This window comes from Roseomonas alba (genome assembly GCF_019430885.1).
Classification (GTDB): Bacteria; Pseudomonadota; Alphaproteobacteria; order Acetobacterales; family Acetobacteraceae; genus Neoroseomonas; species Neoroseomonas alba.
The window spans coordinates 147,675-171,638 of sequence record NZ_JAHYBZ010000003.1 but is presented as its reverse complement, the minus strand read 5'-3'; the positions used below and the strand labels follow the sequence as shown (position 1 = coordinate 171,638).

Below are 23,964 nucleotides of genomic sequence, written 5' to 3'. Positions count from 1 at the left end.
CGAAGCGCCTTTGCAAGCCTCCACTTGGCGCCGTGCAACACCCGCAGAATGCTGCCGAAATCCGCTTTTGCGCCCGCAGGGCGCTTCGCGGGGAGAAGCATGGCCCTCCCGCCCAAGCACCAACTGCCTGCGGTCCAGGTGCTCTAAGCACCTGGCGGAGTGGCGTGGAGGGGCAGAGCCCCTCCAATTCCCGCCGCAGCGCCGTCCCGCAGGTCAGCGCGACGGCACGTTGGGCCCGCGATCGGCCGAGGCCTCGCCGAGCGACAGCATCAGCCGGTTCGCCCAATTGAAGAAGGACGCCGCCTGAATGATGTCGCTGATCGCGAGGTCGTCCATCCCCGTCGCGCGCAGCCGCTGCACATGCTCCGGCCCGAAGGTCATCGGGATGGCGGTCAGCGCCACCGCGGCCGCGACGACCGCGTTCCAGCGTTCCCCGAGCTCCGCTCCCACGCCTTCGGCGAGCAGCTTGTCCACGTCGGCCTCGCGCTTCGCATAGGTCGCGGCGAAGCGGGCATGGACCGAGGCGCAGTAGATGCAGCCATTGAAGCGCGACACGGCGGCGGCGGCGAGCTCGCGATCCGCGCGCGGCGCGCCCGCTTCCGGATTGTAGAAGATGTCCTTGTCCGTGCGCGTGCGGTGTTCGAGCGCATCCGGGTCGCGCGCCAGCAGCCGGAAATACTCCGACTTGGCGCGGGCGGCGTCGATCAGCGCCGCAATGTGGTGCGGCGTGAGCTCGGCTTCGGCGAGCGGTTCGAGGAACGGCACCCAGCCGAGCATGGCGCGGGTGAAGACGTTCGGGACGGCCGAGGCCTCGATGGTGTCGGGCATGGCGGGGCTCCTCAGGGCGTCGCGGCCAGCACGCGCAGGCCGGCGATGACGCGGATCTGGAAGGCGAGGAAGGAGACGAGCTGCGACAGCGAGACGATGGCATCCAGCGTCCAGCCGGCGTCCTGCAGCGGCGCGAAGCGTTCGGGGGCGGCGTCGCGCGGGTGGAAGACCAGGTAGTGGGTGTGGGCGAAGGCGGCGAGGAGCTTCGGGCCCAGGGCCTCGGCCACCGCGGGCGACAGGGCGAAGGCCGGGGCGGGCGTGTCCTCGGTGCTCAGAGGCCCAGCGGGGAAACTGCCCTTGGGGCCTTCCGCGGCGGTCTCGGTGATGGCCTTGGCGACGGTCTCGGCGAGCGCGCCGCCATGTTCGAGAAGACCCGTGCGGTAATAGCCGGCGGTCGGCTCGACGCGATGCAGGCCGGCGACATAGGCGGCGACGGCGAAGCGTTCGGCGATGCTGAAATCGCCGGGCTCTGCCGGGGTCAGCAGCACCTCGTAGCTCTTCTGCGCGTGGGTGCGTGCGATCTTGCGTCCGTCGCGCACCGCATCCAGCGGCGAGCCTGGCGTGACGCCGACCAGCGTGTCGATGACGTCCATTGATTCTTGGTTCCTTGTCGTCAGGCGGCGCGTGCCGCGGCGGCCTCTTCGCGCTTCCAGCCGAAGGCAGGGGCGATGCCTTCCGCCACCAGTTCGATCGACCGCAGCACGAAGGGGTGCGGCGGGTCGATCGAATGCACCTGCACCGCGAGCTCCGTCGCACGGTCCATGACGCGGTCGGCTTTCAGCGAAGCGATCACCTCCTCGACCGTGCCAAGATGCACGTCCTGGCGGCGGATGACTTCCTCGGTCGAACGCGGCGCATCCGGCACGCGGCCGAGCGAGACCAGGCGCTTGTGGTAGCGCTGCAGGCCGATCTCGGCGAAGCGCATGGCGTCATCGCGGCGATCGGTGGCGAAGACGGAGCGCGAGGCGAGAATGCGCGGCGCGACACCCTTGGGCAGTGCCTCGAGATAGGCATCGACCATCGGGTCCTGGATGTCGGCGAGCGTCGCGTCGGGCGCTTCCTTCGTGCGCGGCTGGGTGCGCGAGAGCAGCAGGCCCATGCCGAGCTTGCCCGCTGTGCGCGACCCATCGACCGAGAAGGTCGCGTACCACATCCGATCCAGCAGCGCCGGGTGTGAGGGATAGACGTGGTCGCCACCCTTCAGCGCATCGCCGCGCAGCGCGCCGAGCAGCTCGTCGAGCTTTTCGGCGAAGACGGTGCGGCGGTCGGCATCCTTCAGGCCGAAGGCGGCGAAGGCTTCCGGATTGCCCCCCGAGCCGACGCCGAGTTCCAGGCGCCCGTTCGAAATCAGGTCAAGGACGATCGCGTCCTCGGCAACGCGGATCGGCATTTCCATCGGCAGGGTGACGATGCCGGTGGCGAGACGGATGCGCGAGGTCAGCGCCGCGGCCTGGGCCAGCAGCACGAAGGGGGAGGGCAGCCCGCCCTCGAATTCGTGGAAATGGTGTTGCGCCACCCAGGCACTGTCGAAGCCCTGCGCCTCGGCGTGGCGGATCTGGGCGAGGGCGCAGCGGTAGCGTTCCGCCGCACTTCCCTCATCGAGCACTCGGGTGAAGAAGCCGAGCTTCATGGCGCTGCCTTTCCTGCTGCGCCTGCGCTGCCGGGAATGGCCGCGATCAGGTCGCGCGTGTAGTCGTTGGCCGGGTTGTGGAACACCGTCTCGACCGGCCCGGATTCCACCACCTGGCCGGAGCGCATCACGGAGACGGTGTCGGCGATCAGCCGCACCACGGCAAGGTCGTGCGAGACGAAGACATAGGTGAGGCCCAGTTCCCGCTGCAACTCGTCGAGGAGTTCCAGGATACGGGCCTGCACGGTCACGTCCAGCGCCGAGACGGCCTCATCCAGCACCACCACGCGGGGCTTCAGCACCAGGGCGCGGGCGATGGCCACGCGCTGGCGTTGGCCGCCCGACAGGGCGGCGGGCGGGCGGGTGAGCACGGAATCGGGCAGGCCGACGCGTTCGATCATGCCGCGGACGCGGTTCTCGCGTTCGATCCGACTGACGGCGTCGAAGTTCCACAGCGGTTCCTCGACGATCTGGCCGATGGTCTGGCGCGGATCGAGCGAGGCGAAGGGGTTCTGGAAGACGAGCTGCACCTTGCGGCGGAACTGGCGGAGCTGTTCGCCGGAAAGCTGCGCGACATCGGTGCCGCCGACCTCGACCGTGCCGGAGGTGGGTCGCAGGAAGCCGGCGATGCAGCGCGCGGTGGTGGTCTTGCCGGAGCCGGATTCACCAACGAGCGCATGGGTGGTGCCGGCGCGCACCTCGAAATTCACGTCGTCGGCGGCGCGGAAGACGCGGCTGCGTTCTCCGGCCATCGGATAGAGCTGGGTCAGCCCCGCGACCTTCAGCATGGTGCCGGCGGTGGGCGGGGCGATGGGCCGCGCGCGGGGCGTGGCGAGCGATGGCGCATCGGCCAGGAGCTGGCGCGCATACTCGCTCTTCGGCGCGGCGAGCACCTCGCGCACCGGGCCGGCTTCCTGGATGCGGCCCTGCCGCAGCACCACCACCCGGTCGGCGCGGTCGGCCGCGACGCCGAGATCGTGCGTCACCAGCAGCACCGCGGTGCCGTATTCCCGGCGGAGATCGTCGAGCAGGTCCAGCACGCGCCGCTGCACGGTCACGTCGAGTGCCGAGGTGGGTTCGTCGGCGACGATCAGCCCCGGACGCAAGGCAACCGCGATGGCGATCAGCACGCGCTGGCGCATGCCGCCCGAAAGCTGGTGCGGGTACTGCTGCGCGCGCATCTCGGCCGGTTCCAGGCCGACGCGGGTCAGCAGTTCCAGAACGCGGGCACGAATGCGGCCGCGGTTGCGCTCGCCATGGATCTGCAGGATCTCGGCGATCTGCGACCCGATGGTGCGCACCGGGTTCAGCGAGGTGGTGGGGTCCTGCGGGATCAGGCTGATGCGCGCGCCGCGCAGCGCGGCGAGCTTGCGTTCCGGCCAATGCGCGATGTCGGTCCCGTCGAGGCGGATCGACCCGCTCTCGATTGCGCCGTTGGCCGGCAACAGGCCCAGAACCGCCTGCGCCGTGGTGGTCTTGCCAGAGCCGGATTCGCCGACCAGGGCGAGCACCTCGCCGGGCGCGACGGTGAAGGACACGCCCTCCACCACGCGGCGCGACGTGCCGCCGCTGACATAGCGGATGGCGAGGTCTTCCACCGCCAGCAGCGGCGCGCTGGTGTTGGTGGCAGGCGCGGGCGAAAGGCGCGCGGCGAGGTCCATGTTCATGTCCGGCGGGCCCCCAGGCTGCGGCTGATGCGTTCGGCGGAGAGCACCACCAGCACCACGACGACGCCCGGCGCGCAGGTGAGCCACCAGGCGGAGGCGAGGAAGTCGCGCCCCTCCGCGATCAGCAGCCCCCATTCGGGCGTGGGCGGCGGCGCGCCGTAGCCAAGGAAGCCGAGCGTCGCCAGCGCCAGGATCGCCGAACCGAATTGCAGCGCGGCGAGCGCCAGCACCGAAGTCAGCGCGTTCGGCAGCACATGCCGCCACAGCACGGCGAGGAAGCGTCCACCGGACCCGAAGGCGGCTTCGACATATTCGGCGCGGCGCACGCGCAGCACCTCCGTGCGCGACAGCCGCGCGAAATGCGCGACGGAGACGAAGCCGACCGCGATCGCCGCGTTGATCGACCCGAAGCCGAGCAGGATGATCACCGACAGCGACAGCAGCAGCGACGGGATGGCGAGCAGCGTATCCACCAGCCGCATCACCGCCGCATCGACCAGCCCGCCCCGCGCGCCGGCGATCAGCCCAAGCAGCGTGCCGAGCGTCAGCCCCACCGTGACGGCGAGGAACGCGCCGAGCAGCGATTCCCGCGCGCCATAGACGACGCGCGCATACATGTCGCGCCCGAGACCATCGGTGCCGAGCCAATGCTGCGCGCTGGGCTCGGCGAGCTGGCTGCCGGAGATGCCCTGCAACGGGCTCTGCCAGGCGAACAGGCCGGGCGCGATGGCCCAGGCCATGACGAGGGCGACCATGGCCCAGGCGAGCACCAATCCCAAGGGCGGGAGACGCAGCGCGCGAGCGGCGCGCAGGGGGAGGGCGGCACCGCTCATGGGGTGGTCCCTTTGCGACGCGGGAGAGTTGGAGAGGCCTTGCCGGCGAAGGCCGAGAGACCTTCCTGATGACTGACTTGCTGCCGCCGGTGGCAATCGGAGGGGCGGCGGCCCTCTGATACGACGATGGTTCGCATCAGACCGCGCTCACCGCCCGCGACAGTCGCGGGTCCAGCAGGGGCATCACCAGGTCGACCGCCAGGCTGATGGTCACGAAGGCGGTTGCGGACAGCACGACAATCGCCTGCAGCACCGCAACGTCCTGGTTCGCCACCGCCTGTTGCGTCATGCCGCCCAGCCCGCCGAGACCGAACACCGTTTCCGTCACCACCGCGCCGCCCAGCAACTCGCCGAACAGCACGCCGGCCATGGTCAGGGTGGGTGGCATGGCGTTGCGCACCACGTGGCGCCACAACACCCATTGGTGCCGCGCGCCCTTGGCGCGGGCGACGGCGACGAAGGGCTCGCCGAACACCGCGTCGATGTTGCGGATCAGAACCTGGGCGAGGGGTGCGGAGATTGGCACGGCCAGGGTGAAGACGGGCAGGATCAGCTCCTCCCAGGGCTCGGGCGCGATGACCGAGACCAGGCCGAGCTGGAAGGAGAACACCTGGATCAGCATGATGCCGAGCCAGAAGACCGGCACCGCGACGAAGAAGGACGGCATGGACCGCGCCACGGCGCGCACCCAGCCGAAGCCCTCGACCTGGCTGAGCAACGCGAGCAGCACCGCGACCGCGCAGGCCGCAGCCAGCGCCAGCAGGGAGAGCCGCAGCGTCGAGGGGAGGTTCTCGGTCAGCAGTTGCGACACCGGCACGCCGGAGCGGATGGAATAGCCGAAATCCCCGCGCAGAAAATTGCCCAGCGTGTGCAGGTACTGCTCCCAGATCGGCGCATCGGCACCGTAGGCGACGCGCAGTTCGGCGATCTGGTCCGCGGTCAGTCCCATCTCGGAACCGAGGAACTTGATCAGCACGGCATCGCCCGGCAACGCCTGCAACAGCACGAAGGCGACGGTGAAGGCGGCGAGCAGGACCAGCAGCGCCTGGGCGATGCGCTGCGCGAGGTGCCGGGTCATCGCGCGGCGAGCCAGGTGCCGTAGAAGGACGGGCGGCCCACCGCCTCGAAGCCGAAGCCGCGCACGCGCGGGGCGGCGGCGAAGACCTGCGGCTCCTCGAACAGCGGGATGACATAGGCCTTGTCGAGGATGTAGCGCTGCACATCCCCGGTCAGCGACAGGCGCTTCGCGGGATCGGTCTCGGAGGCGATGGCTTCGAGCAGCGCGTTCAGGTCGTCGTCGCGGAAATTCTGCACGCGCTGACTGACGCCGCCCTTCTGCAGCAGCACGTTGCGCGTGGTGGGGTAGTAGTTGGACCGGATCACGTCGGGATCGGCGCGGCCGACCATGGCCGGCGCGACCGGCGTCTTCGCCGGATCGAGGCTGTCCACGGTGCGCGAGCCGAGATCGCCCGCCAGCACGTTCAGCTTCACGCCCACCCGCGCCCATTGCTGGGAGACGAGCTGCAGCGTGTCCTTGTTGCGCGGCTGCGGCGGCGATTCATAGGCGGTGAGCACCAGCTCCTGCCCGTCCTTCGCGCGCACACCGCTCGCGCCCAGGGTCCAGCCGGCCTCATCCAGCAGCCGCGCCGACAGGGCGGGGTCGAAGGCCAGCATACCCGACAGGTTCACATAGCCCTGCGCGGTCGAGGCGATGACCGAGGTCGCCTGTGGGTAGTTCGCCGAGAACAGCGTGCTCACCACCTCCGCCGCATTCGTCGCGTGCAGCAGGGCGCGGCGGACGCGGATGTCGGCGACCAGCGGGTTGTCCGGGCGGAAGGCGATGGAATTGTTCACGCCGCGGGTAGAGGGCGCGAAGATCTGGAAGCCTCGGCTCTTCACGCGCTCCTCGTCATAGGCCTGGATCTGGCGGATCACATGGGCCTGGCCCGCGAGCAGCCCGCCGATGCGCACGCTGTCCTCGCCGGTGACGATGATGCGGATGGAATCCAGCAGGGCGCGGCCCTGATGCGGATGATTCTTCGGGCCCCAGGCATAGTCCGGGCGGGCGTTGAGCACGAGCTCGCGCCCCAGCACCTGCCGCGCCACGGTGAAGGGGCCGGACCCGATGATCTTGGTCGCGTCGCCGAGCTGATCGAAGGGCAGCGCCAGGGTGCGCAGCGAGACCAGCCCGCCGCCGATCACCGAAGTCCCTTGCAGGAAGCCCGGCGAGGGCGCCTTGAACAGGAAGCGGACGGTCAGCGGATCGACCACTTCGCTGCGCTCGTAATTGGTGATGACCTCGGAAACCGGGTGGCGCAGCGTGCGGTCGCCCAGGCCGAAGACATCGTAGTTCTTCGCCACCGCCGCCGCGTCCACTGGCGTGCCATCCGAGAAGGTCACACCCGGGCGGAGCTTGAAGACGTATTCCGTGGCGGTGGCGTTGACTGTCCAGCTCTCGGCGATCCAGGGCTCGATATCGAGCGTCCGGGGGTTCTGGTAGGTCAGCTTGTCGGTAATCTGATTGAGCACGCCGCTGTTCGGATAGAAGCCGCCCGCCGGCGGGTAGAGGTTCGTGTAGGTCTGCTGTTCCAGATAGATCAGCGTGCCGCCGCGCACCGGGGCAGCCTGGGCGGAGGCCTCGCGCGACAGCGCGAGCGCTGGCAGCAGGGCGGGGGCGGCAAGCAGGCTGCGGCGGGTGGTGCTCATGACAGCTCCTCGATCAGCGGGCCAGGAACGCCAGCGAGCGTAGTGGCCGGGATTTGGCGGATTCAACGAAAAGACGATAATTTCCTACAGAATTTGGGCTGCGCAGACGGACTTGCTCCAAAATTTCGTCATCCTGGAAGATCGTCGCCCAAATCGCAGGCAGGCAGAGAAAGCACCCCTCATCGCGGCGCGAGCCAGGCGCCGTAGAAGCTCGGCCGTCCCACCGCCTCGAAATCCATGCCGCGCAGGCGGGGCGACCCGGCGAAGACCTGCGGTTCCTCGAAGAGCGGGATCACATAGGCCTGGTCGATCAGGGTGCGCTGGACCTCCGCCACCAGCGCCAGGCGCTTCGCCTGGTCGGGTTCGGATGCGATGGCGTCGAGCTGCGCATTCAGCGTGGGGTCGCTGAAGCTCTGCACCTTGCGGCTGACGCCGCCGGTCTGGAGCAGCATGTTGCGCGTGGTCGGGTAGTAGTTGCTGCGGATCACATCCGGATCGGCACGGCCGACCATGGCCGGGGCGATCGGCGTCTTCGCGGGATCGAGGCTGTCCACCGCACGTGAGCCGAGATCCCCGGCCAGCACCGACAGCTTCACGCCGAGCCGTCCCCATTGCTGGGCAATGAGCTGCATGGTGTCCCGGCTGCGCGCGTAATTGGGGCTCTCATAGGCGGCAAGGGCGAGTTCCTGCCCCTCCTTCGTGCGGACGCCGTTCGGACCGTGGGTCCAGCCGGCCTCCTCCAGCAGCCGCGCGGCGAGCACCGGGTCGTAAGCCAGCCTGTCGGACAGGTTCACATGGCCCTGCGCCGTCGCGGCGATGACGGAGGTCGCGCGCGGATAGTTCGGCGAGAGCAGCGTCTCCACCACCTCCTGCGCATTGGTCCCGTGCAGCAGGGCACGGCGGACGCGGATATCGGCGACCAGCGGATTGTCGGGGCGGAAGGTGATCGAATTGTTCACCCCGCGCGTCGGCGGCGCGAAGACCTGGAAGCCGCGGCCCTGAATGCGCGCCTCGTCGAAGGCCGGGATCTGCCGCGCGACATGCGCCTGGCCGGACAGCACCGCGCCCACGCGCACGCTGTCCTCCCCATTGACGATCATGCGCACCGTATCGAGCAGCGCGCGGCCCTGATGCGGATGGGTCTTCGGACCCCAGGCATAATCCGGGCGGGCGTTCAGCACGAGCTCGCGCCCCAGCACCTGCCGCGTTACGACGAAGGGCCCCGAGCCGATGATCTTCGTCGCATCGCCCATCTGGTCGAAGGGCAGGGCGAGCGTCGCGGGCGAGACGAGACCCGACCCGATCACCGAGGTCCCCTGCAGAAAGCCCGGCGAGGGCGCCTTGAACAGGAAACGGATCGTCAGCGGGTCGATCACCTCGCTGCGGTCGTAGTTGGTGATGACCTCGGAAACCGAATGGCGCAGCTCGCGATTGCCGCGGCCATAGGTGTCGTAGTTCTTCGCCACGGCCTCGGCGTCGAGCTTTGCACCGTCGGAGAAGGTGACGCCCGGACGCAGCTTGAAGACGTATTCGGTGGCGTCGGCGTTGATCGTCCAGCTTTCGGCGATCCAGGGCTCGATCGCGAGGGTCTGCGGGTTCTGCCAGGTCAGCTTGTCGGTGATCTGGTTCAGCACGCCGCCGGCCGGGTAATGCCCGCCTGCGGGGGGGTAGAGGTTCGAATAGGTCTGCTGCTCCAGGTAGATCAGCGTGCCGCCGCGCACCGGGGCGACCTGGGCCTGGGCGTCGAATGCCAGCGCGGGCAGAAGCGCCGGAGCGGCGATAAGGGAACGGCGGGACAGCGTCATGGAAACTCCCGGGGCAGGCGTGTGAAACCCCAGGCTAGGAATGCGCCGGGTCATCTCGCAACTGCGAAATAACCAATTATCAGTCTAATTCAATAGGTTAGACAAAGTTTGCCTATTTTGCGACCGGTTTGCGATGACTTTGCTCAAACCGCTGCCCAAGCGACAATCCTTCCGCGTGGTATCCCGTGCGGCGGTCAGTCGAAGGGCTCGCTCGACACATCCACCCGCGCTTCCGACTGCCACAGGGAGACGGCGAATCCCGCCACCACCGTACCGTTCCATTCGCTGCGATAGAGCGGGCTGCCGGCATTGGTGGCGCCGGAGAAGTTCTCGACCCGTCCGCCGACGACGACCGAAATGCGCTCGGTGAGCGGCAGGCGGTAGGAGAAGGTCAGCCGCGCCCCGACATAGCCGGGGCTGGAATCGTAGGCTGGTCGCCCTGGCCGCGCGTATTCGGGCGCCACGTCGTAGAAGTAGCTGGTGTAGCGATCCGTCCCGAACAGCACGCCCGCCGCAACGCGCAGTCGCGCATAGCGGGAGAAGAGATGCAGCCGCTCATAGGCGATGTCGGGCGCGAAGGTGAAACCGCGGAAGGAGATGGAGGACCAGTCGGTCGAGAAGACCGCCCGCACCGGCGCATCCACCACCAGCCGCGCCGGCGAGGCTTCATAGTCCCCGCGCCAGAGGATGAATCGGAGATTCGGCCCGATTTCCCCCAGCCAGTCGAGGTCGGGCATGCCCTCGCGCACCGTGATGTCGCTCGACGCGGCATGGAACCCGCCCGAGGCGCTGACCGACAGCTCGACGCCGTCCGACAGGCTGGTGCGCGCGCGCACCCCGCCATCATCGGCGCGGAAGATGTCGCCACGATAGATCAGGTAGGGGACGAGCAGGCCCCGCCACTGGTTCTGGCTGGAGGCCGGATAAGCCGGCACGGACCCGCCGCCGCCGGCAATGCCGACCTCGAAGACGGGCAATTGCTGGGCCTGCGCCGGCAGCGTCGCGGCAGCGCAGAGGAGCAGGGGGGCGAGGCGTCGGATCATGGGCGTTGCGCAAGCAGAAGCACATTCGGCAGCAGCGTGCCAGCCGACGGTGGTGTGATCGACACCGCATATCCCGCCGCGCGCAGCGGCGCGGCCAGATCGTCGAGAGGCCGAGGCGCGATGACTCCGCGCCGGCCGAGATCGGCCCCGACGAGCCGGCGCGCGGTTTCCATCGTGCGGCCGACCGTGCTGCGCCAGCCGCGGTCAGGATCGAAGGCGCGGATCACGACGCGCCGCGCCCCATGCTGCGCGAGGCGGCCGAGCAACGCCTCCTGCCGGCCGGGCGGCATCTGGTAGAGCACGTCGATCAGCAGCACCGTATCGGCCGGCGGCAGCGCGGCCTCCGCGATATCGGCCGTGCGAAAGGATGCGGCCAGATCGCCCGCCGCGTCCTGCCCCGCCGCGATCTTGCGCGCATCGGCATCAAGGCCCGTGACGCTATCCGCCACCCCCGCCAGCAGCACGGCCAGCGCAAGCTGCCCGCGCCCGCATCCGAGATCGAGCACCGCCCCGAGCGGCGGTCCCGCGAGCAGTGTGCCGAGCATCGGATCGGTACGCAGCTTGCTGCGTACGAAACCCTGCGCGAAGCGACCGCGATACCGCGCCGCGACCTGGGTGGGCAGATCAGGCGCGGTGGGGGTCATGCGCGGTGGGAGTTGGAGGGGCTCTGCCCCTCCAAACCACCCCGCCAGGGGCTTGGAGCCCCTGGACCGCTGTCACTTGGCGCTCGGCGCGGCGGGCTTGCTGCCCCCGCCAAGCACGTTTTGTGCGCAAGGGCGGGTCTCGGCGCCATTCTGCCCGTGGCGCACGGTGCCAAGTCGAGGTTTCCAAAGGCCTTTCGGCCTTTGGCGGGGAGGGTCCGGGAGGGGCAGGGCCCCGCCCGGTTCCCCAGCCCAGGACGGTGCGCCGCCCGCGTCACAGGTCCTTCAGTACGGCCCACAGATCGTTCTTCGCCTCGAACCCGATGCCCGGCACATCCGGCATGCGGATGCGCCCGTCGATCACCGGCGTGTCGGTCGCGAAGCCGCCGAAGGGCGCGAAGACCTCCGGGTAGGATTCGTTGCCGCCCAGGCCGAGCCCGACCGCGATGTTCAGCGCGAACTGGTGCCCGCCATGCGGCACGCAGCGGCGCGGCGACCAGCCATGGAGCTGCAGCATTTCCAGCGTGCGGAGGTATTCCACCAGCCCATAGGACAGCGCCGGGTCGAATTGCAGGATGTCGCGATCGGGGCGCAGCCCGCCATGGCGGATCAGGTTGCGCGCATCCTGCATGGAGAACAGGTTCTCGCCGGTCGCCAACGGCGGGGCGTAGTGCTCGGCGAGCGTCGCATGCGTCGCGTAGTCCAGCGGGTCGAGCGGTTCCTCGTACCAACGCAGCTTCAGCGGTTCGAGCGCCGCGGCATAGGCGAGCGCGGCATGCAGCCCGAAGCGGCCGTTCACGTCGACCGCGAGCCGAGGCCCGTCGCCGCCAAGCAGTTTCAGCACCGCCTCGATGCGGGTCATGTCCTCGCGCAGCGCGTCCTTGATGGCGGTACCGGGCGCGCCGCCGATCTTCATCTTCACCGTGGTGTAGCCGAGGCCGAGATAACGCTTCATCTCCTCGACCAGGGCTTCGATGTCCTTGCCGGGGTAGTAGTAGCCGCCGGCGGCGTAGATCCAGGCGCTGTCATCGGCCTCGCCGCCGCGAAAGCGGTCCGCCAGCAGGCGCCATAGCGGCTTGCTCTCCAGCTTCGCCGCGGCATCCCACAAAGCCATGTCGAGCACGCCCACTGCGACCGAGCGTTCGCCATGCCCGCCGGGCTTCTCGTTGCGCATCATGGCGGCCCAGGCGCCGGCGACATTCAGGCTGCCATCGGCGTTGGCGAGCATGCCCTCAGGGCAGGATTCCAGCCTGGGGACGAAGCGTTCGGTGAGCAGCCCGGGCTGCGCATAGCGGCCGTTTGAGTTGAAGCCGTAGCCGGTGGCGCTGCGGCCGGCGCCGTCCTCGATCGTGATGGCGACCACTGAGGCGGTCATCTTGGAGAAGTCGATATAGGCGTTGGCAATGGCGCTGCTGATGGGCACGACGCCCTGGCGGATGGAGGCGATGCGCATGCTGGACGTCCTCAAGCCTGACGCGGCTTCCTAGCCGCGGCCCGGCTTGCGCGCAAACGCGAGGCGGCCTAGCTCGGCGGCATGTGGACACCCCGTCGCATCCTGATCGCTGGCTTGTGTGCCCTTGGCGTCGCCGGGCTGGCCGCCCTTTTCTTCTGGCCGAGCGATGGTCGCGAGGTCGAGCGGCAATTGCAGGATGCCGTCGAGGCGATGCGTCCCTTTCCCCGGCGGATCGACGACGCGACCGAGCTCATGGAAGCCCGGGCCGACGGGCGGCGCATGATCTATGTCTACCGCCTGCTGAGGGAAGTCCCGGTGGAGGTGGATCAGCAGCGCCGGAGCCTCGAGCGCGTGGTCTGCTCGGCGGAGCCGATGCGCAACGCCCTGCGGGAAGGCGTGGTGTTCGTCTATGAATACCGCGCGAAGGACGAGCCGGCGCGGGTGCTGGCACGGATCGAGATCAGCCGCTGCCCGTAGTGCATTTTCCGGTCGAACGGCACCAGCCCGGCCCCCCAACGGCAGTATCCTGGATGGGTGGGCTGGTGCCGATCCAGCGTGTGCGGAAAATGCTCCAAGGCCGCCTGGCCCTTCTCGACAGGCGCCGGGCGGTCGCCGGCTCAAGGCAGCCGCATCAGCCAGCCTACGACCCGCTTCACTGGTGGGGAGAGCAGCTTCGGCGTGAAGAATTCGCCAGCCGCCCGCTTCGCGGCCTCCTGCGCCGTTGGATACGGCATCACCGCCCCGGCCAGGACCGATAGCGGCAGCCGCCGCCCGATCATCAGGGTGAAGATCCCGGCCATCTCGTCGACTCCGGGCCCGACCAGGGAGGCGCCGAGCAGCTTCCCCTTCCGGTCCACCGTCAGCTTCACCAGCCCGCCAGCGCGGCCTTCCGCGACAAGGCGATCATTCTCGTCGAGCGGCCAACGCAGCACGGTCAGGCCGGTGTGGCCGCCGGCGCGCAGATCGGCCTCGGTGGGGCCGATCTGGGCGATGCAGGGGTCGGTGTAAGTCACCCGCGGCAGGGCGTCATAGCTGAGCCGCGCGGGCAGGCGGAACAGCATGGCGCGCGCGATCAGCGCCGCGTGTTGGGAACAGACATGGGTGAAGGCACGCGGCCCGAGGCCTTCGGGATCGGCGATGTCGCCCGCGGCATAGACCCGGCGGTTGGAGACGGAACGCAGGGAACGGTCGGTGATCACGCCGCGCGGGGACGCCTGGACTGCGGCCGCCTCCAGGTCCAGTCCGGCAAGCCGTGGTTGCCGCCCGACGGCCAGCAGCAGATGCGTCCCGGTGAGCCGCGTGCCGTCCTCCAGGATCAGCGCCACGCCGTCCACATCCGGTTCGGTGGCGACGGCGCGGGTGCCCTCGAGCAGCGTCACGCCGTCGGCCGCGAGGGCTTCGCGCACCGGCCGGATGCATTCCGGGTCGTCGCGACCGACGATGGCCGCCGATTCCACCACAGTCACCCGGCTGCCGAGCCGCGCATGGGCCTGCGCCATCTCCAGCCCGATCGGTCCGCCGCCCAGGATCAGCAGATGGCCGGGGCATTCGGGCAGGTCGAACAGCGTCTCATGGGTCAGGAAGGGCACCTCGGACAGGCCGGGCAGGGGCGGGATGACCGGGGACGATCCGGCTGCGACCACGGCACGGCGGAAATGGAATCGCCGGCCGCCGGCCTCGATCACGTCGCGCTCGGCGAAGCGGGCGGAGGCCCGCACCACCATCGCACCCATGCCGCGATAGCGTTCCTCGGAATCGTTCGGCGCGATGGCGGCGATGGCCCCGGCGACATGGGCGCGCACCCCGTCCCAGTCGATCTCCGGCTCCGGGAGGCGGATGCCGAAGCGATGGGCTCGGCGCGCGTCCTCGGCGGCCTTCGCGGCCGCCAGCAGTGCCTTGGAGGGCACGCAGCCGGTGTTGAGGCAGTCGCCCCCCATCCGCCCGCGTTCGAACAGGGCGACCCTGAGGCCGAGTCCCGCCGCGATCGCTGCCACCGAGAGCCCCGCCGCCCCGGCGCCGATCACCGCCACATCGACATCAGGCATCGCGATTCCTTCTCCGCCACCAGGTCCCCAGCAGGGACAACGCTGCCAGGCCCGACAGGGGCAGCAGGATCCCCGGCGTCAGCAGATCCCCCGGACCGGGCCGGCCGCCCGCGGCCAGCACCCCGCCCAGGCCCGCCCCGATACCGGCGAAGACCGCCGTGCCCGGGACGATGCCGATCGCCGTCGCCGCCAGATACGCGCGGAAGGGCATTCCGACCAGCGCCGGGACCAGGTTCAGCAGCCAGAAGGGCACCACCGGGATCAGCCGCAGGGTCAGCAGGTAGAAGAAGCCGTCGCGTTCCAGCCCCGGCCGCAGCCGGTCCACGAAGGCAGCCGCCCGGCCGATGACCAGCGGTGCGAGGGCTGAGCGCGCCGCCAGGAACAGCAGCGCTGCCCCTATGGTGGCTCCGAGCACCGTCAGGGCGGTCCCGACCCAGACGCCGAAGAGCAGGCCGCCCGCCAGGGTCAGCACCACCGCCCCGGGCAGGCTGAGCGTGACCGTCACGACATAGATCGCGACATAGGCGCCGCCGGTCAGCACCGGATGCGCCGCGACCAGCCCCGTCAGCGCTGCCTGTCGTGCCGCCAGCGTATCGAGCGACAGCAGTCCTGCCAGCCCCGACGCCCAGGCCGCCGCGACCAGCGCCGTGATCACACCGATCGGCCAGAGGCGCAGGATCCGCCGTGTCGCTCTTCGTTTCATGAAAGACGCGGCTCCGCGGTTGACGTCCGGCAAGACTGCTCCCTATACCTCCGCCCCTCGCCGGGGCGCCCCTTTTGGGTAGGGGTCCGCCGGTGCGTCCTGTTGGCATCGTTGCCGGCGGGCCGGCATCGAGTTTCAGGAGACTTGTCGTGAAGCGTACCTACCAGCCCTCGAAGCTTGTCCGGAAGCGCCGGCATGGCTTCCGTTCCCGCATGGCGACCGTCGGCGGCCGCAACGTGCTGGCGAACCGTCGCGCCAAGGGCCGCAAGCGCCTTTCGGCCTGACCCTTTCCGCCGCGCGGACCGTCGCATGTCGGGCAGCGCCGACCCGGCCCCGCCCCATGCGGGCGCGCCCGCCGGCCGGCTGAAGAAGCGCCGGGACTTCCTGCGCGCCGCATCGCGCGGCAAGCGTGCCGCTCGGCCCGGCCTGGTGCTCCAGGCCCTGGCGACCGAGCCCGGCACCGTGCGCCTCGGCTTCACCGTGACGAAGAAGGTCGGCAATGCCGTCGTGCGCAACCGCGCCCGGCGCCGGCTGAAGGAAGCCGCGCGGCTGACCCTGCCGGGTCTCGGCCTCGATGGCTGGGACCTCGTGCTCATCGGGCGCGACGCCACGGGCGCGCGCCCCTTCGGGCAGCTCATCGGCGATCTGCGCGGCGCGCTGAAGCAGGCGGGGGTGCTCCCATGACCGCCGCCGCCGTCGCGCTGAAGGGCTGCGTCCACGCCTATCGCTACACGCTGCGCGGCGTCATCGGCAGTCATTGCCGCTTCTATCCCTCCTGCAGCGACTACGCGCTCGAGGCCCTGTCCACCCATGGCGCGGCGCGCGGCACCCTGATGACCGCGAAGCGCATCCTGCGCTGCAACCCCTGGAACCCGGGTGGCTACGACCCGGTCCCGCCGAAAGGCTGAGAATCCTCCCGATGGACCAGAAGCGCCTCTTCGCCGCGATCGCGCTCTCGATCGGCATCCTGCTGATCTTCGACGTGTACAATCGCGCGACCCGTCCGCCGACGCCGACATCGCTGCCATCCACCCCGGCGCAGACGACCACGGCGACGCCCGCGCCTGGCCCTGCCGCAAGCGCGCCCGCAGCCCCGGGTGCGGCGGCCGAGGCCACCACGGCCGCGCCGCGCGCGGCCGCCGCCCGCCTGCCCGTCGAGAACCCCCGCGTCGCTGGCAGCATCAACCTGCGCGGTGCGCGCCTCGATGACCTGGTGCTCACCACCTATCGCGAGACGCTCGCCCCGGATTCACCGCGCGTGCGGCTGTTCGCCCCGCGCACCGATCCCAACCCCTATTTCGCGCAGTGGGGCTGGACGGCGGGCAATGCGAATATCCGGGTTCCGGACAATGAGACGGATTGGACCGCCTCGGCCGACCGCCTCGCGCCCGGCACGCCGGTTACGCTGTCCTGGGACAACGGCCAGGGTCAGGTCTTCGAAATCGTGCTCTCGCTCGACGAACAGTACATGTTCTCGGCCGAGCAGCGCGTGCGGAACACCGGGACCGAGGCCGTCACGGTCCTGCCCTGGGCGCGCATCCGCCGCGAGCACACGCCCCCCACCGCGGGCTTCTACATCCTGCATGAAGGCTTCACCGGCGTCCTCGACGGCCGCCTGCACGAGGTCACCTACAAGAACGCCGAGACCGAGGCACAGCGCCGTTCCGGCATCGCGCTGGAGCAGGACACGACCGGCGGCTGGGCCGGCTTCACGGACAAGTACTGGCTGGCCGCCGTCATGCCGGCCTCGCCGACCGAGACGCTGCGCGCGGCCTACCGCTTCTCCAACGACGGCGGCGGCACCGCCGGCGACCGCTGGCAGGTCGACATGGCCGCGCCGCAGCCCGTCACCGTCGCCCCCGGCGCCACCGCGCAGACGGCGACGCGCGTCTTCGCCGGTGCCAAGGAAGTGCACCTGCTCGATTCTTACATGGAGCGGCTGCACATCGCCGATTTCGACAAGGCGATCGACTTCGGCTGGTTCTACTTCCTAGTGAAGCCGTTCTTCCTGGCGCTCGACTGGATCTTCCGCCTCACCGGCAATTTCGGCGTCGCCATCCTGATCTTCACCGTGCTGATCAAGGCGGCCTTCTTCCCGCTGGCCAACAAGGCCTACCATTCCATGGCGCGGATGAAGGCACTCGCGCCAAAAATGACGGAGATCAAGGAGCGCTACAAGGACGACCCCCAGAAGGCGCAGCAGGAGATGATGGCGCTGTACCGGACCGAGAAGGTGAATCCCGCCTCCGGCTGCCTGCCCATCCTGATCCAGATCCCGGTCTTCTTCGCTCTCTACAAGGCGCTGTTCGTCACCATCGAAATGCGGCACCAGCCCTTCTTCGGCTGGATCCACGACCTGTCCGCGCCGGACCCGACGAACCTGTTCAACCTGTTCGGCCTGCTGCCCTTCGACCCGGCACAGTGGAGCCACTGGCTGCACATGCCGGCCTGGGCGGTGATCATGGGTATCACCATGTTCGTTCAGCAGAAGCTGAACCCGCCGCCGCCCGACCCGATCCAGGCGAAGATCTTCCAGTGGATGCCGATCATCTTCACCTTCATGCTGGCCAGCATGCCGTCGGGACTGATCATCTACTGGGCGTGGAACAACACCCTGTCGGTCGCGCAGCAATACTACATCATGCGGCACGACCGGGCGGCGGCGAAGGCGGCGAAGACTTCGGTCAAGGCCGCGAAGTAAAGGGCAGGGCGGGGGAGGGAACTCCCCCGCACCCCCTCCTTTTTCTGTCTGTCACCAGAGCGCGCCAGCGCCCCGGACGCTGCCCATCCGGCGGAGGACCCCATGACCGGACTCGCCGAGGCTCGGGACGAAGCGGAGCGCGACGCGCTCATCGAAGCGGGGCGCCTGCTGTTCGCCCGGCCCTGCACTTTCTTCTATGCAGCCCAGAAATCCGATCAGCTGCCTGAGCCGGGACTGCCCGAGGTCGCTTTCTGCGGGCGGTCGAATGTCGGCAAGTCCTCGCTGATCAATGCGTTGACAGGGCAGAAGGCGCTGGCACGCGTGTCCCAGACGCCCGGGCGCACGCGGCAGCTCAACTTCTTCAACCTCGCCGACCGGCTGACGCTGGTCGACCTGCCGGGCTACGGCTACGCCAAGGCATCGAAGGACATGCAGCGCGACTGGCAGGGCGTGATGTTCGACTATCTGCGCGGCCGGCCGAACCTGATGCGCGTGATGCTGCTGCTCGATGCCCGTATCGAGACGAAGTCCGCCGACCGCGCCGCGATGGACCTGCTCAACACCGCCGCGGTCGCGTTCCAGATCGTGCTGACCAAGGCCGACGATGTCGGTCCGCAGAAGCTTGCCGCGCGTATCGAGGAAGCCAAGGCCCTCGCGCGCAGCCACACCGCCGCCCACCCGCTGGTGCTGGTGACCAGCAGCGAAACCGGCCTGGGCATCCCGGATGTCCGCGCGGAGATCGCGGCCCTCGCGGTCTAGCAGCGGGGAGCGCAGCATCGCCGCTGACCCGTGGCGTCGGGCGGCGAGCGGGACAGTTCCCCTCGGTGCGAAGATTGGAGAGGGGCGCCGCCCCTCTCCAAGCTTCACCCCGCCAGGCCGCAGTGAGGCCTGGACCGGCCGGCACCTGGCCTCGGGCGCGGTGGGCGGCATTGCCCTCGAGGGCCGCCTCGTGCGCAAGAGTGGGTCTCGGCGGGCATTCCCGCAGTTGTGCCCGGCGCCAGGTTAAGACGTGCAACCGCCCTTCGTCCCCGCGCCAAGACATATGGCCAGGCGCCATGCACCGCGTGTCTTGCGACGCTCGGAACGCAGCGCCGCGTCTAGCGCCAAGTATCGGTTTCCAAAGGCCCTGTGGCCTTTGGTGGGGAGGGGCCGGGGAGGGGCAAAGCCCATCCCCGGTCGACAGTCCCACTCTTCGCGCGCACGGCGCAAAGCCCCTCTCCGGCGCCCCCGCGCTGCCTCCACAGGGCAGCCGCCGCCTAAGCCGCCCGAACCTCGGCGAGGAATCCACTGACCCGCCCGCGCAGCCGCTCCGCCTGCCGCGACAGTTCCGATGAGGCCCCGCGCACCTCCCCCGCGGCCTGCCCGGTGCGTTCGGCCCCATCCTTCACCCCGGCGGCGTTGCGCGAGGCATCCTGAGTCCCGGCGGCGGCCTCGGCGACCGCGCGGCCGATCTCCTGCGTCGCGGCGGCCTGTTCCTCGCTTGCCGCGGCGACCTGGCCGGTATTGGCGTTCAGTTCCTCGATGGTGCGGGCGATGCCGGCGATAGCGTCCACCGTGCGTGTCGTCTCGGTCTGGATCGCGGAGATCTGCTGGCCGATCTCCTCCGTCGCGCGCGCGGTCTGGGCGGCGAGCTGCTTCACCTCGGACGCCACCACGGCGAAGCCCTTGCCGGCCTCGCCGGCGCGCGCCGCCTCGATGGTTGCGTTCAACGCGAGCAGGTTGGTCTGCCCGGCGATGGCGCTGATCAGCCGCACCACGTCGCCGATGCGGTTCGCGGCGTCCGCCAATCCGCGGACGGTTCCGTCGGTCTCGCGCGCCGCATCTGCGGCGCGGCCGGTGATGACGGCGGTGTCGCGCACCTGGCGCGCCACCTCGGCGATGGAGGCTGCCAGTTCCTCGGCCGAGGCGGCGACTGTCTGGATGTTGGTGCTCGCCTGCTCGGTGGCGGCGGCGACGGCGGCGGCCTGGCTGGTGCCGCCATCGGCCGTCTCGGCCATGGATTGCGCCGTGGCGTCGAGCTCAGTCGCGGCGGCGGCGACGGTGCGCAACGCATCGCTCGCCTCGGTGTCGAAATCGGCCACCAGCCGGTCGATGCGCGCCGCGCGCTCGGCGGCCTTCGCTTCCGCCTCGCGCTGGCGGGCGGCCATGGCGTCGGCCTCCCTCAATCCTTCGCGGCAGGTGTCCACGGCGCGCGCGAGGGTGCCGATCTCGTCCTGGTCGGCGGTCTCGGTGAGGGTGAAATCGTAGTCGCGCCCCGCGAGCTGTTCCATGGCCAAGGACAGGTGCGCGACCCGCCTGGCGATGCTGCGGCCGATGGCGAGTGCGATCAGCAGGGCGACGACGATTGCCGCACCCATCACCGCGATGGTGCCCCAGAGCACCCGCTGCGCCATGACGTCGGCGCCGCGCGCCTCAAGTTCGGCCTGCGTCGCATTGAACTGCGACAGCCTTTCGACCGCGGCGAGCAGCGCCTGGTATTCGCCCGCCATGCCGACCAGCACGCGCAGCGCCGCCTCGTTCTCATTGGCGGCAAGCAGGCGCATCGCGTCCTGGTGCCTGGGCATGTAGGCGGCTGCGCGGGTGCGGACGTCCTCCGCCAGGCGGCGTTCCTCGCCGTCGCTGATCAGCTGGGTGTAGGTGTCCCACGCCGCTTGCATCGCGCGATAGAGCGGCTGGAGGCGCGGCATGCGGGAGGCCCGTTCCGCCGGATCGGCGAACAGCTGCAGCGCCGTCTCGGTCTGGCGGATCTGCACCAGCGCGGATGTGTAGGCACCGAGGCTCTGCACCGAGGGCAGCCAGTTCCGTGACAGCGCGTCGTTCGAGCGCCGGAGCTGGGTCTCGGCGAATAGGCTGGTCAGGCCCACGACGCAGAGCAGCAGGATGACAACGCCGAAACCTCCGAAGAGCTTGGCGCGGATCGACAGGCGGGACAGCATGGCTGGGGACCTCGGGCGGATGGGGCCGACAGCGTCACAATGTCGCCGAGAATCCTTACCGGAGCCTGATTCGCGCCACGGTTCGGGCTGATCCGCAGAGGCGGGGCTTCCCCCCCGCTTCCCGCTTCGCCAGGATGCGCGCCCCGCGGGCGACCCCCGCCCAGGAACCATTTGACGGAGGCGCTCTGACCATGGACCGCATCCCTGCCTGCATCCCCCCGGCCCGCCCGGCCGCCACGCCCGACGCCGGGATCGCAGCGTGAGCGAGGCCACGACGACGCCCGCGGCGCCTGCGGTCGCGAAGCCGCCGGCGAAGCGGCGCATCAGCCTCGCCCTGCAGGGCGGTGGCACCCACGGAGCCTTCACCTGGGGCGTGCTCGAACGCCTGCTGGAGGATGACCGGCTGGAGGTCGATGGGCTTTCGGGCACCTCGGCCGGGGCGATCAATGGCGCGATGCTCGTGCAAGGCCTGCTGGAGGGCGGCCCCGAGGCCGCGATCGCGGCGCTCGACCGGTTCTGGCGCGCCATGGCACTGCGGCTGTCGATGTCCCCGGTGCAGGCCACGCCCTTCGAGAAGCTGGTCTGGGGCCATGACCTGACCTGGTCGGTCGCCTATCGCACCTTCGACACGCTGTCCCGCGTGTTGTCGCCCTACCAGCTCAATCCCTTCCCGATCGACTTCAACCCGCTGCGCGATGCGCTGACCGACAGTATCGACTTCGAGCGACTGCGCATGGAGGCGAAGGCGCCTCGGCTATTCGTCTCGGCGACCAGCGTGCGCACCGGCAAGCCGCGCGTCTTCACCCGGCGTGAGATCACGGTCGAGGCGCTGCTCGCCTCCGCTTGCCTGCCGCAGGTCTTCAAGGCGGTGGAGATCGACGGGGAGCCGTACTGGGATGGTGGCTATCTCGGCAATCCGGCTCTGTGGCCGCTCTATGACCAGGGCGGGCCGCCGGACATCATCCTCATCCAGCTCAATCCGCAGGTGCGCGAGGAGCACCCGACCACGGTGTCTGACATCGTAAACCGGCTGAACGAGATCACCTTCAACGGATCCCTGATGGCGGAGATGCGCGCCATCGACTTCGTGCAACGGCTGCTGGATGCCGGGCGGCTGGAACAGCCGCGCTATCGTCGCCTGTTCATCCACCTGATCGAGGATGAGGATCGCCTGCGCGGCTTCAAGCTCAGCACGAAGTTCAATGGCGACTGGGAATTCCTCTGCATGCTGCGTCAATATGGACGCGAGGCGGCCGAGGCGTGGCTCGCCGAGCATTTCGACAAGCTCGGCCGCGAGAGTTCCGTCGATATCCGGACGAGGTTCCTGTGATGGAGTCTGATCGAGGACGGCAGGAGGCAGCAGGCAAGACCCCTGGGACGCAGAGCACCTGGGACGCCGCGCAGTATCTGCGCTTCGAGGATGAGCGCCTGCGGCCGGCCATCGACCTGATCGGCCGGATCATGCATCCGGCGCCTGCGCGGGTGGTCGATCTCGGCTGTGGCGCGGGCAATGCGCTGCCGCTGCTGGCGGCGCGCTTCCCGGCCGCGACCGTCACCGGGGTCGATGGCAGCGCCGCCATGCTCGCCAAGGCCGCGGCGACGGGCTTCGCGACCGAGCAGGCCGACATCGCCGCCTGGTCGCCCGCCGAGAAGGTCGATGTGCTGTTCAGCAACGCCGCGCTGCAATGGCTCGGCGGGCACGACCTGCTGTTCCCGCGCCTGCTGTCGGCGGTCGCGCCGGGCGGCGTGCTCGCCGTGCAGATGCCGTCCATGCATGACCGCCCGCTGCGCGCCGAGCAGGACCGCATCGCCCGCGATGGCCCCTGGGCCGGGACGCTGTCGCGCATCGTCAGCGCGCCGCCCATCCTGGCGCCGGGCGACTACTACGACCTGCTGCGGCCGCACGTCGCGTCGCTCGACCTGTGGGTCACCGAATATGTCCACATGCTGCGCGGCGAGGACCCCGTCGTCCAATGGGCGATGGGCACCAGCCTGAGGCCCTTCCTCGACGTGCTGACGGGCGCGGAGCGCGACGGTTTTCTCGATGCCTATCGCGCGGCGATGCGCGCCGCCTATCCGCCGCGGGCCGATGGCGTGGTGCTGCTGCCCTTCCGGCGGCTCTTCATCCTGGCGCGCTTGCCGTGAGCGCGGCCGCGGAGCTCCGCCGCATGATCGAGGCGGCGCGCCGCGTCGCCATCTTCACCGGTGCCGGAATCAGCACGGAATCAGGCATTCCGGATTTCCGCGGCACCAACGGCGTCTGGACCAAGATGCAGCCCATCCTGTTCCAGGATTTCGTCGCTTCGGCCGAGGCGCGGCGCGAGACCTGGCGGCGCCGCTTCGCCGGCGACGACACGATGCGCGCCGCCCAACCCAATCGCGGCCACCGCGCCGTCGCGCTGCTGGTCCGCCAGGGCAAGACGCAGTCCGTCATCACGCAGAATATCGATGGGCTGCACCAGGCCTCCGGCGTGCCGGAAGCGCAGGTCATCGAACTGCACGGCAATTCGACCTACGCCCATTGCCTCGACTGCGGCACGCGCTACGAGATCGGCGCCCTGCGCGTTGCCTTCGACCGCGAGGGTGAGGTGCCGCCCTGCGCGGCCTGCGGCGGGCTGGTGAAGACCGCGACGATCAGCTTCGGCCAGGCCATGCCCGAGGAGCCAATGCGCCGCGCGCAGGAGGAGACGCTGGCGGCGGATCTCTTCATCGTGCTGGGCTCCTCGCTGGTCGTCTATCCGGCCGCGGGGTTCCCCGAGATCGCCAAGCGGAATGGCGCGCAACTCGTCATCGTGAACATGCAGGAGACGCCGCTCGACGACATCGCCGACCTGGTGATCCATGAGGCGATCGGCGAGGTGATGGGCGGGGCGGTGGGCGTCAACTGAACGACCGGCGCTTCTCGGAGCGTTCGTGTTGCCGCGGCCAACCGCAGGGGCGGCCTTGCGGGTGCGACCCGCGTCCAAGCATCGG

General features: G+C 69.7%; 23 protein-coding genes. 9 read left to right on the top strand and 14 right to left on the bottom strand.

Going from position 1 to position 23,964, the window contains the following annotated elements:
• Positions 1 to 213: 213 nt before the first annotated feature.
• The 11 genes from KPL78_RS09550 to KPL78_RS09500 all read right to left on the bottom strand — a co-directional run bounded on the left by KPL78_RS09550 (position 214) and on the right by KPL78_RS09500 (position 12,606).
• Positions 214 to 828: an alkylhydroperoxidase domain protein gene (locus KPL78_RS09550; protein WP_219762713.1), complete on the bottom strand. Its 615-nt coding sequence runs from the start codon at positions 826 to 828 to the stop codon at positions 214 to 216.
• Positions 829 to 839: 11 nt separating this feature from the next.
• On the bottom strand, positions 840 to 1,421 hold the full coding sequence (locus KPL78_RS09545; protein WP_219762712.1) for a CMD domain protein: 582 nt from the start codon (positions 1,419 to 1,421) through the stop codon (positions 840 to 842).
• Between the two features lie 20 nt (positions 1,422 to 1,441).
• Entirely contained in the window at positions 1,442 to 2,458 is a 1,017-nt protein-coding gene (locus KPL78_RS09540; RefSeq protein ID WP_219762711.1) for a putative FMN-dependent luciferase-like monooxygenase, read from the bottom strand.
• Positions 2,455 to 4,119, bottom strand: coding sequence for a dipeptide ABC transporter ATP-binding protein (locus KPL78_RS09535; protein ID WP_219762710.1), 1,665 nt, complete (start codon positions 4,117 to 4,119; stop codon positions 2,455 to 2,457). The genes KPL78_RS09540 and KPL78_RS09535 overlap by 4 nt, the downstream gene beginning before the upstream one ends.
• Before the next feature lie 2 nt (positions 4,120 to 4,121).
• The gene (locus KPL78_RS09530) at positions 4,122 to 4,958 is read right to left on the bottom strand and encodes an ABC transporter permease (RefSeq protein WP_219762709.1); all 837 of its coding nucleotides are present in this window, start codon (positions 4,956 to 4,958) and stop codon (positions 4,122 to 4,124) included.
• 136 nt (positions 4,959 to 5,094) lie between these two features.
• Positions 5,095 to 6,036, bottom strand: a complete 942-nt coding sequence (locus KPL78_RS09525; protein ID WP_219762708.1) for an ABC transporter permease — start codon at positions 6,034 to 6,036, stop codon at positions 5,095 to 5,097.
• Complete coding sequence (locus KPL78_RS09520) at positions 6,033 to 7,664, bottom strand: TIGR04028 family ABC transporter substrate-binding protein (RefSeq protein ID WP_219762707.1); 1,632 nt, start codon at positions 7,662 to 7,664, stop codon at positions 6,033 to 6,035. Before KPL78_RS09520 ends, KPL78_RS09525 begins: the two co-directional genes overlap by 4 nt.
• 179 nt (positions 7,665 to 7,843) lie before the next feature.
• The gene (locus KPL78_RS09515; RefSeq protein ID WP_255568823.1) at positions 7,844 to 9,469 is read right to left on the bottom strand and encodes a TIGR04028 family ABC transporter substrate-binding protein; all 1,626 of its coding nucleotides are present in this window, start codon (positions 9,467 to 9,469) and stop codon (positions 7,844 to 7,846) included.
• Between the two features lie 194 nt (positions 9,470 to 9,663).
• Entirely contained in the window at positions 9,664 to 10,512 is an 849-nt protein-coding gene (locus tag KPL78_RS09510; RefSeq protein WP_219762705.1) for a MipA/OmpV family protein, read from the bottom strand.
• Positions 10,509 to 11,156 (bottom strand): class I SAM-dependent methyltransferase, encoded by a 648-nt coding sequence (locus KPL78_RS09505; protein ID WP_219762704.1) that lies wholly within the window; start codon positions 11,154 to 11,156, stop codon positions 10,509 to 10,511. The genes KPL78_RS09510 and KPL78_RS09505 overlap by 4 nt, the downstream gene beginning before the upstream one ends.
• A gap of 271 nt (positions 11,157 to 11,427) precedes the next feature.
• A complete protein-coding gene (locus KPL78_RS09500) occupies positions 11,428 to 12,606 on the bottom strand; it encodes an enolase C-terminal domain-like protein (RefSeq protein WP_219762703.1) in 1,179 nt (392 codons plus the stop codon).
• 81 nt (positions 12,607 to 12,687) lie between these two features.
• Here KPL78_RS09500 and KPL78_RS09495 point away from each other — a divergent pair, with 81 nt between their 5' ends.
• The gene (locus KPL78_RS09495; RefSeq protein ID WP_219762702.1) at positions 12,688 to 13,083 is read left to right on the top strand and encodes a hypothetical protein; all 396 of its coding nucleotides are present in this window, start codon (positions 12,688 to 12,690) and stop codon (positions 13,081 to 13,083) included.
• Between the two features lie 140 nt (positions 13,084 to 13,223).
• On the opposite strand, the gene KPL78_RS09490 is transcribed toward KPL78_RS09495, so the two are convergent.
• Positions 13,224 to 14,651 carry a dihydrolipoyl dehydrogenase family protein gene (locus tag KPL78_RS09490; RefSeq protein ID WP_219762701.1) on the bottom strand — a complete coding sequence of 476 codons (1,428 nt, stop codon included), beginning with the start codon at positions 14,649 to 14,651 and terminating at the stop codon, positions 13,224 to 13,226.
• Positions 14,644 to 15,354 (bottom strand): TVP38/TMEM64 family protein, encoded by a 711-nt coding sequence (locus tag KPL78_RS09485; protein WP_219762700.1) that lies wholly within the window; start codon positions 15,352 to 15,354, stop codon positions 14,644 to 14,646. Before KPL78_RS09485 ends, KPL78_RS09490 begins: the two co-directional genes overlap by 8 nt.
• Before the next feature lie 149 nt (positions 15,355 to 15,503).
• On the opposite strand from KPL78_RS09485, the gene rpmH reads away from it, so the two are divergent.
• The 5 genes from rpmH to yihA all read left to right on the top strand — a co-directional run bounded on the left by rpmH (position 15,504) and on the right by yihA (position 18,814).
• Positions 15,504 to 15,638, top strand: coding sequence for a 50S ribosomal protein L34 (gene rpmH / locus KPL78_RS09480; RefSeq protein ID WP_219762699.1), 135 nt, complete (start codon positions 15,504 to 15,506; stop codon positions 15,636 to 15,638).
• 25 nt (positions 15,639 to 15,663) lie between these two features.
• Positions 15,664 to 16,038 carry a ribonuclease P protein component gene (gene rnpA / locus KPL78_RS09475; RefSeq protein WP_219762698.1) on the top strand — a complete coding sequence of 125 codons (375 nt, stop codon included), beginning with the start codon at positions 15,664 to 15,666 and terminating at the stop codon, positions 16,036 to 16,038.
• Complete coding sequence (gene yidD, locus KPL78_RS09470; protein WP_219762697.1) at positions 16,035 to 16,262, top strand: membrane protein insertion efficiency factor YidD; 228 nt, start codon at positions 16,035 to 16,037, stop codon at positions 16,260 to 16,262. The genes rnpA and yidD overlap by 4 nt, the downstream gene beginning before the upstream one ends.
• An 11-nt stretch (positions 16,263 to 16,273) precedes the next feature.
• Positions 16,274 to 18,055, top strand: coding sequence for a membrane protein insertase YidC (yidC, locus tag KPL78_RS09465; RefSeq protein ID WP_219762696.1), 1,782 nt, complete (start codon positions 16,274 to 16,276; stop codon positions 18,053 to 18,055).
• Between the two features lie 102 nt (positions 18,056 to 18,157).
• On the top strand, positions 18,158 to 18,814 hold the full coding sequence (gene yihA / locus KPL78_RS09460; protein WP_219762695.1) for a ribosome biogenesis GTP-binding protein YihA/YsxC: 657 nt from the start codon (positions 18,158 to 18,160) through the stop codon (positions 18,812 to 18,814).
• Between the two features lie 497 nt (positions 18,815 to 19,311).
• Here yihA and KPL78_RS09455 read toward each other — a convergent pair whose 3' ends face one another.
• Positions 19,312 to 20,991, bottom strand: a complete 1,680-nt coding sequence (locus tag KPL78_RS09455) for a methyl-accepting chemotaxis protein (RefSeq protein ID WP_219762694.1) — start codon at positions 20,989 to 20,991, stop codon at positions 19,312 to 19,314.
• Between the two features lie 259 nt (positions 20,992 to 21,250).
• Here KPL78_RS09455 and KPL78_RS09450 point away from each other — a divergent pair, with 259 nt between their 5' ends.
• From KPL78_RS09450 to KPL78_RS09440, 3 genes are read left to right on the top strand one after another with little or no spacing between them, the layout of a single operon-like run.
• On the top strand, positions 21,251 to 22,321 hold the full coding sequence (locus tag KPL78_RS09450; RefSeq protein WP_369412709.1) for a patatin-like phospholipase family protein: 1,071 nt from the start codon (positions 21,251 to 21,253) through the stop codon (positions 22,319 to 22,321).
• Positions 22,321 to 23,136, top strand: a complete 816-nt coding sequence (locus KPL78_RS09445; protein ID WP_219762693.1) for a methyltransferase domain-containing protein — start codon at positions 22,321 to 22,323, stop codon at positions 23,134 to 23,136. The genes KPL78_RS09450 and KPL78_RS09445 overlap by 1 nt, the downstream gene beginning before the upstream one ends.
• The gene (locus tag KPL78_RS09440; RefSeq protein ID WP_219762692.1) at positions 23,133 to 23,879 is read left to right on the top strand and encodes an SIR2 family NAD-dependent protein deacylase; all 747 of its coding nucleotides are present in this window, start codon (positions 23,133 to 23,135) and stop codon (positions 23,877 to 23,879) included. Before KPL78_RS09445 ends, KPL78_RS09440 begins: the two co-directional genes overlap by 4 nt.
• Positions 23,880 to 23,964 lie beyond the last annotated feature (85 nt).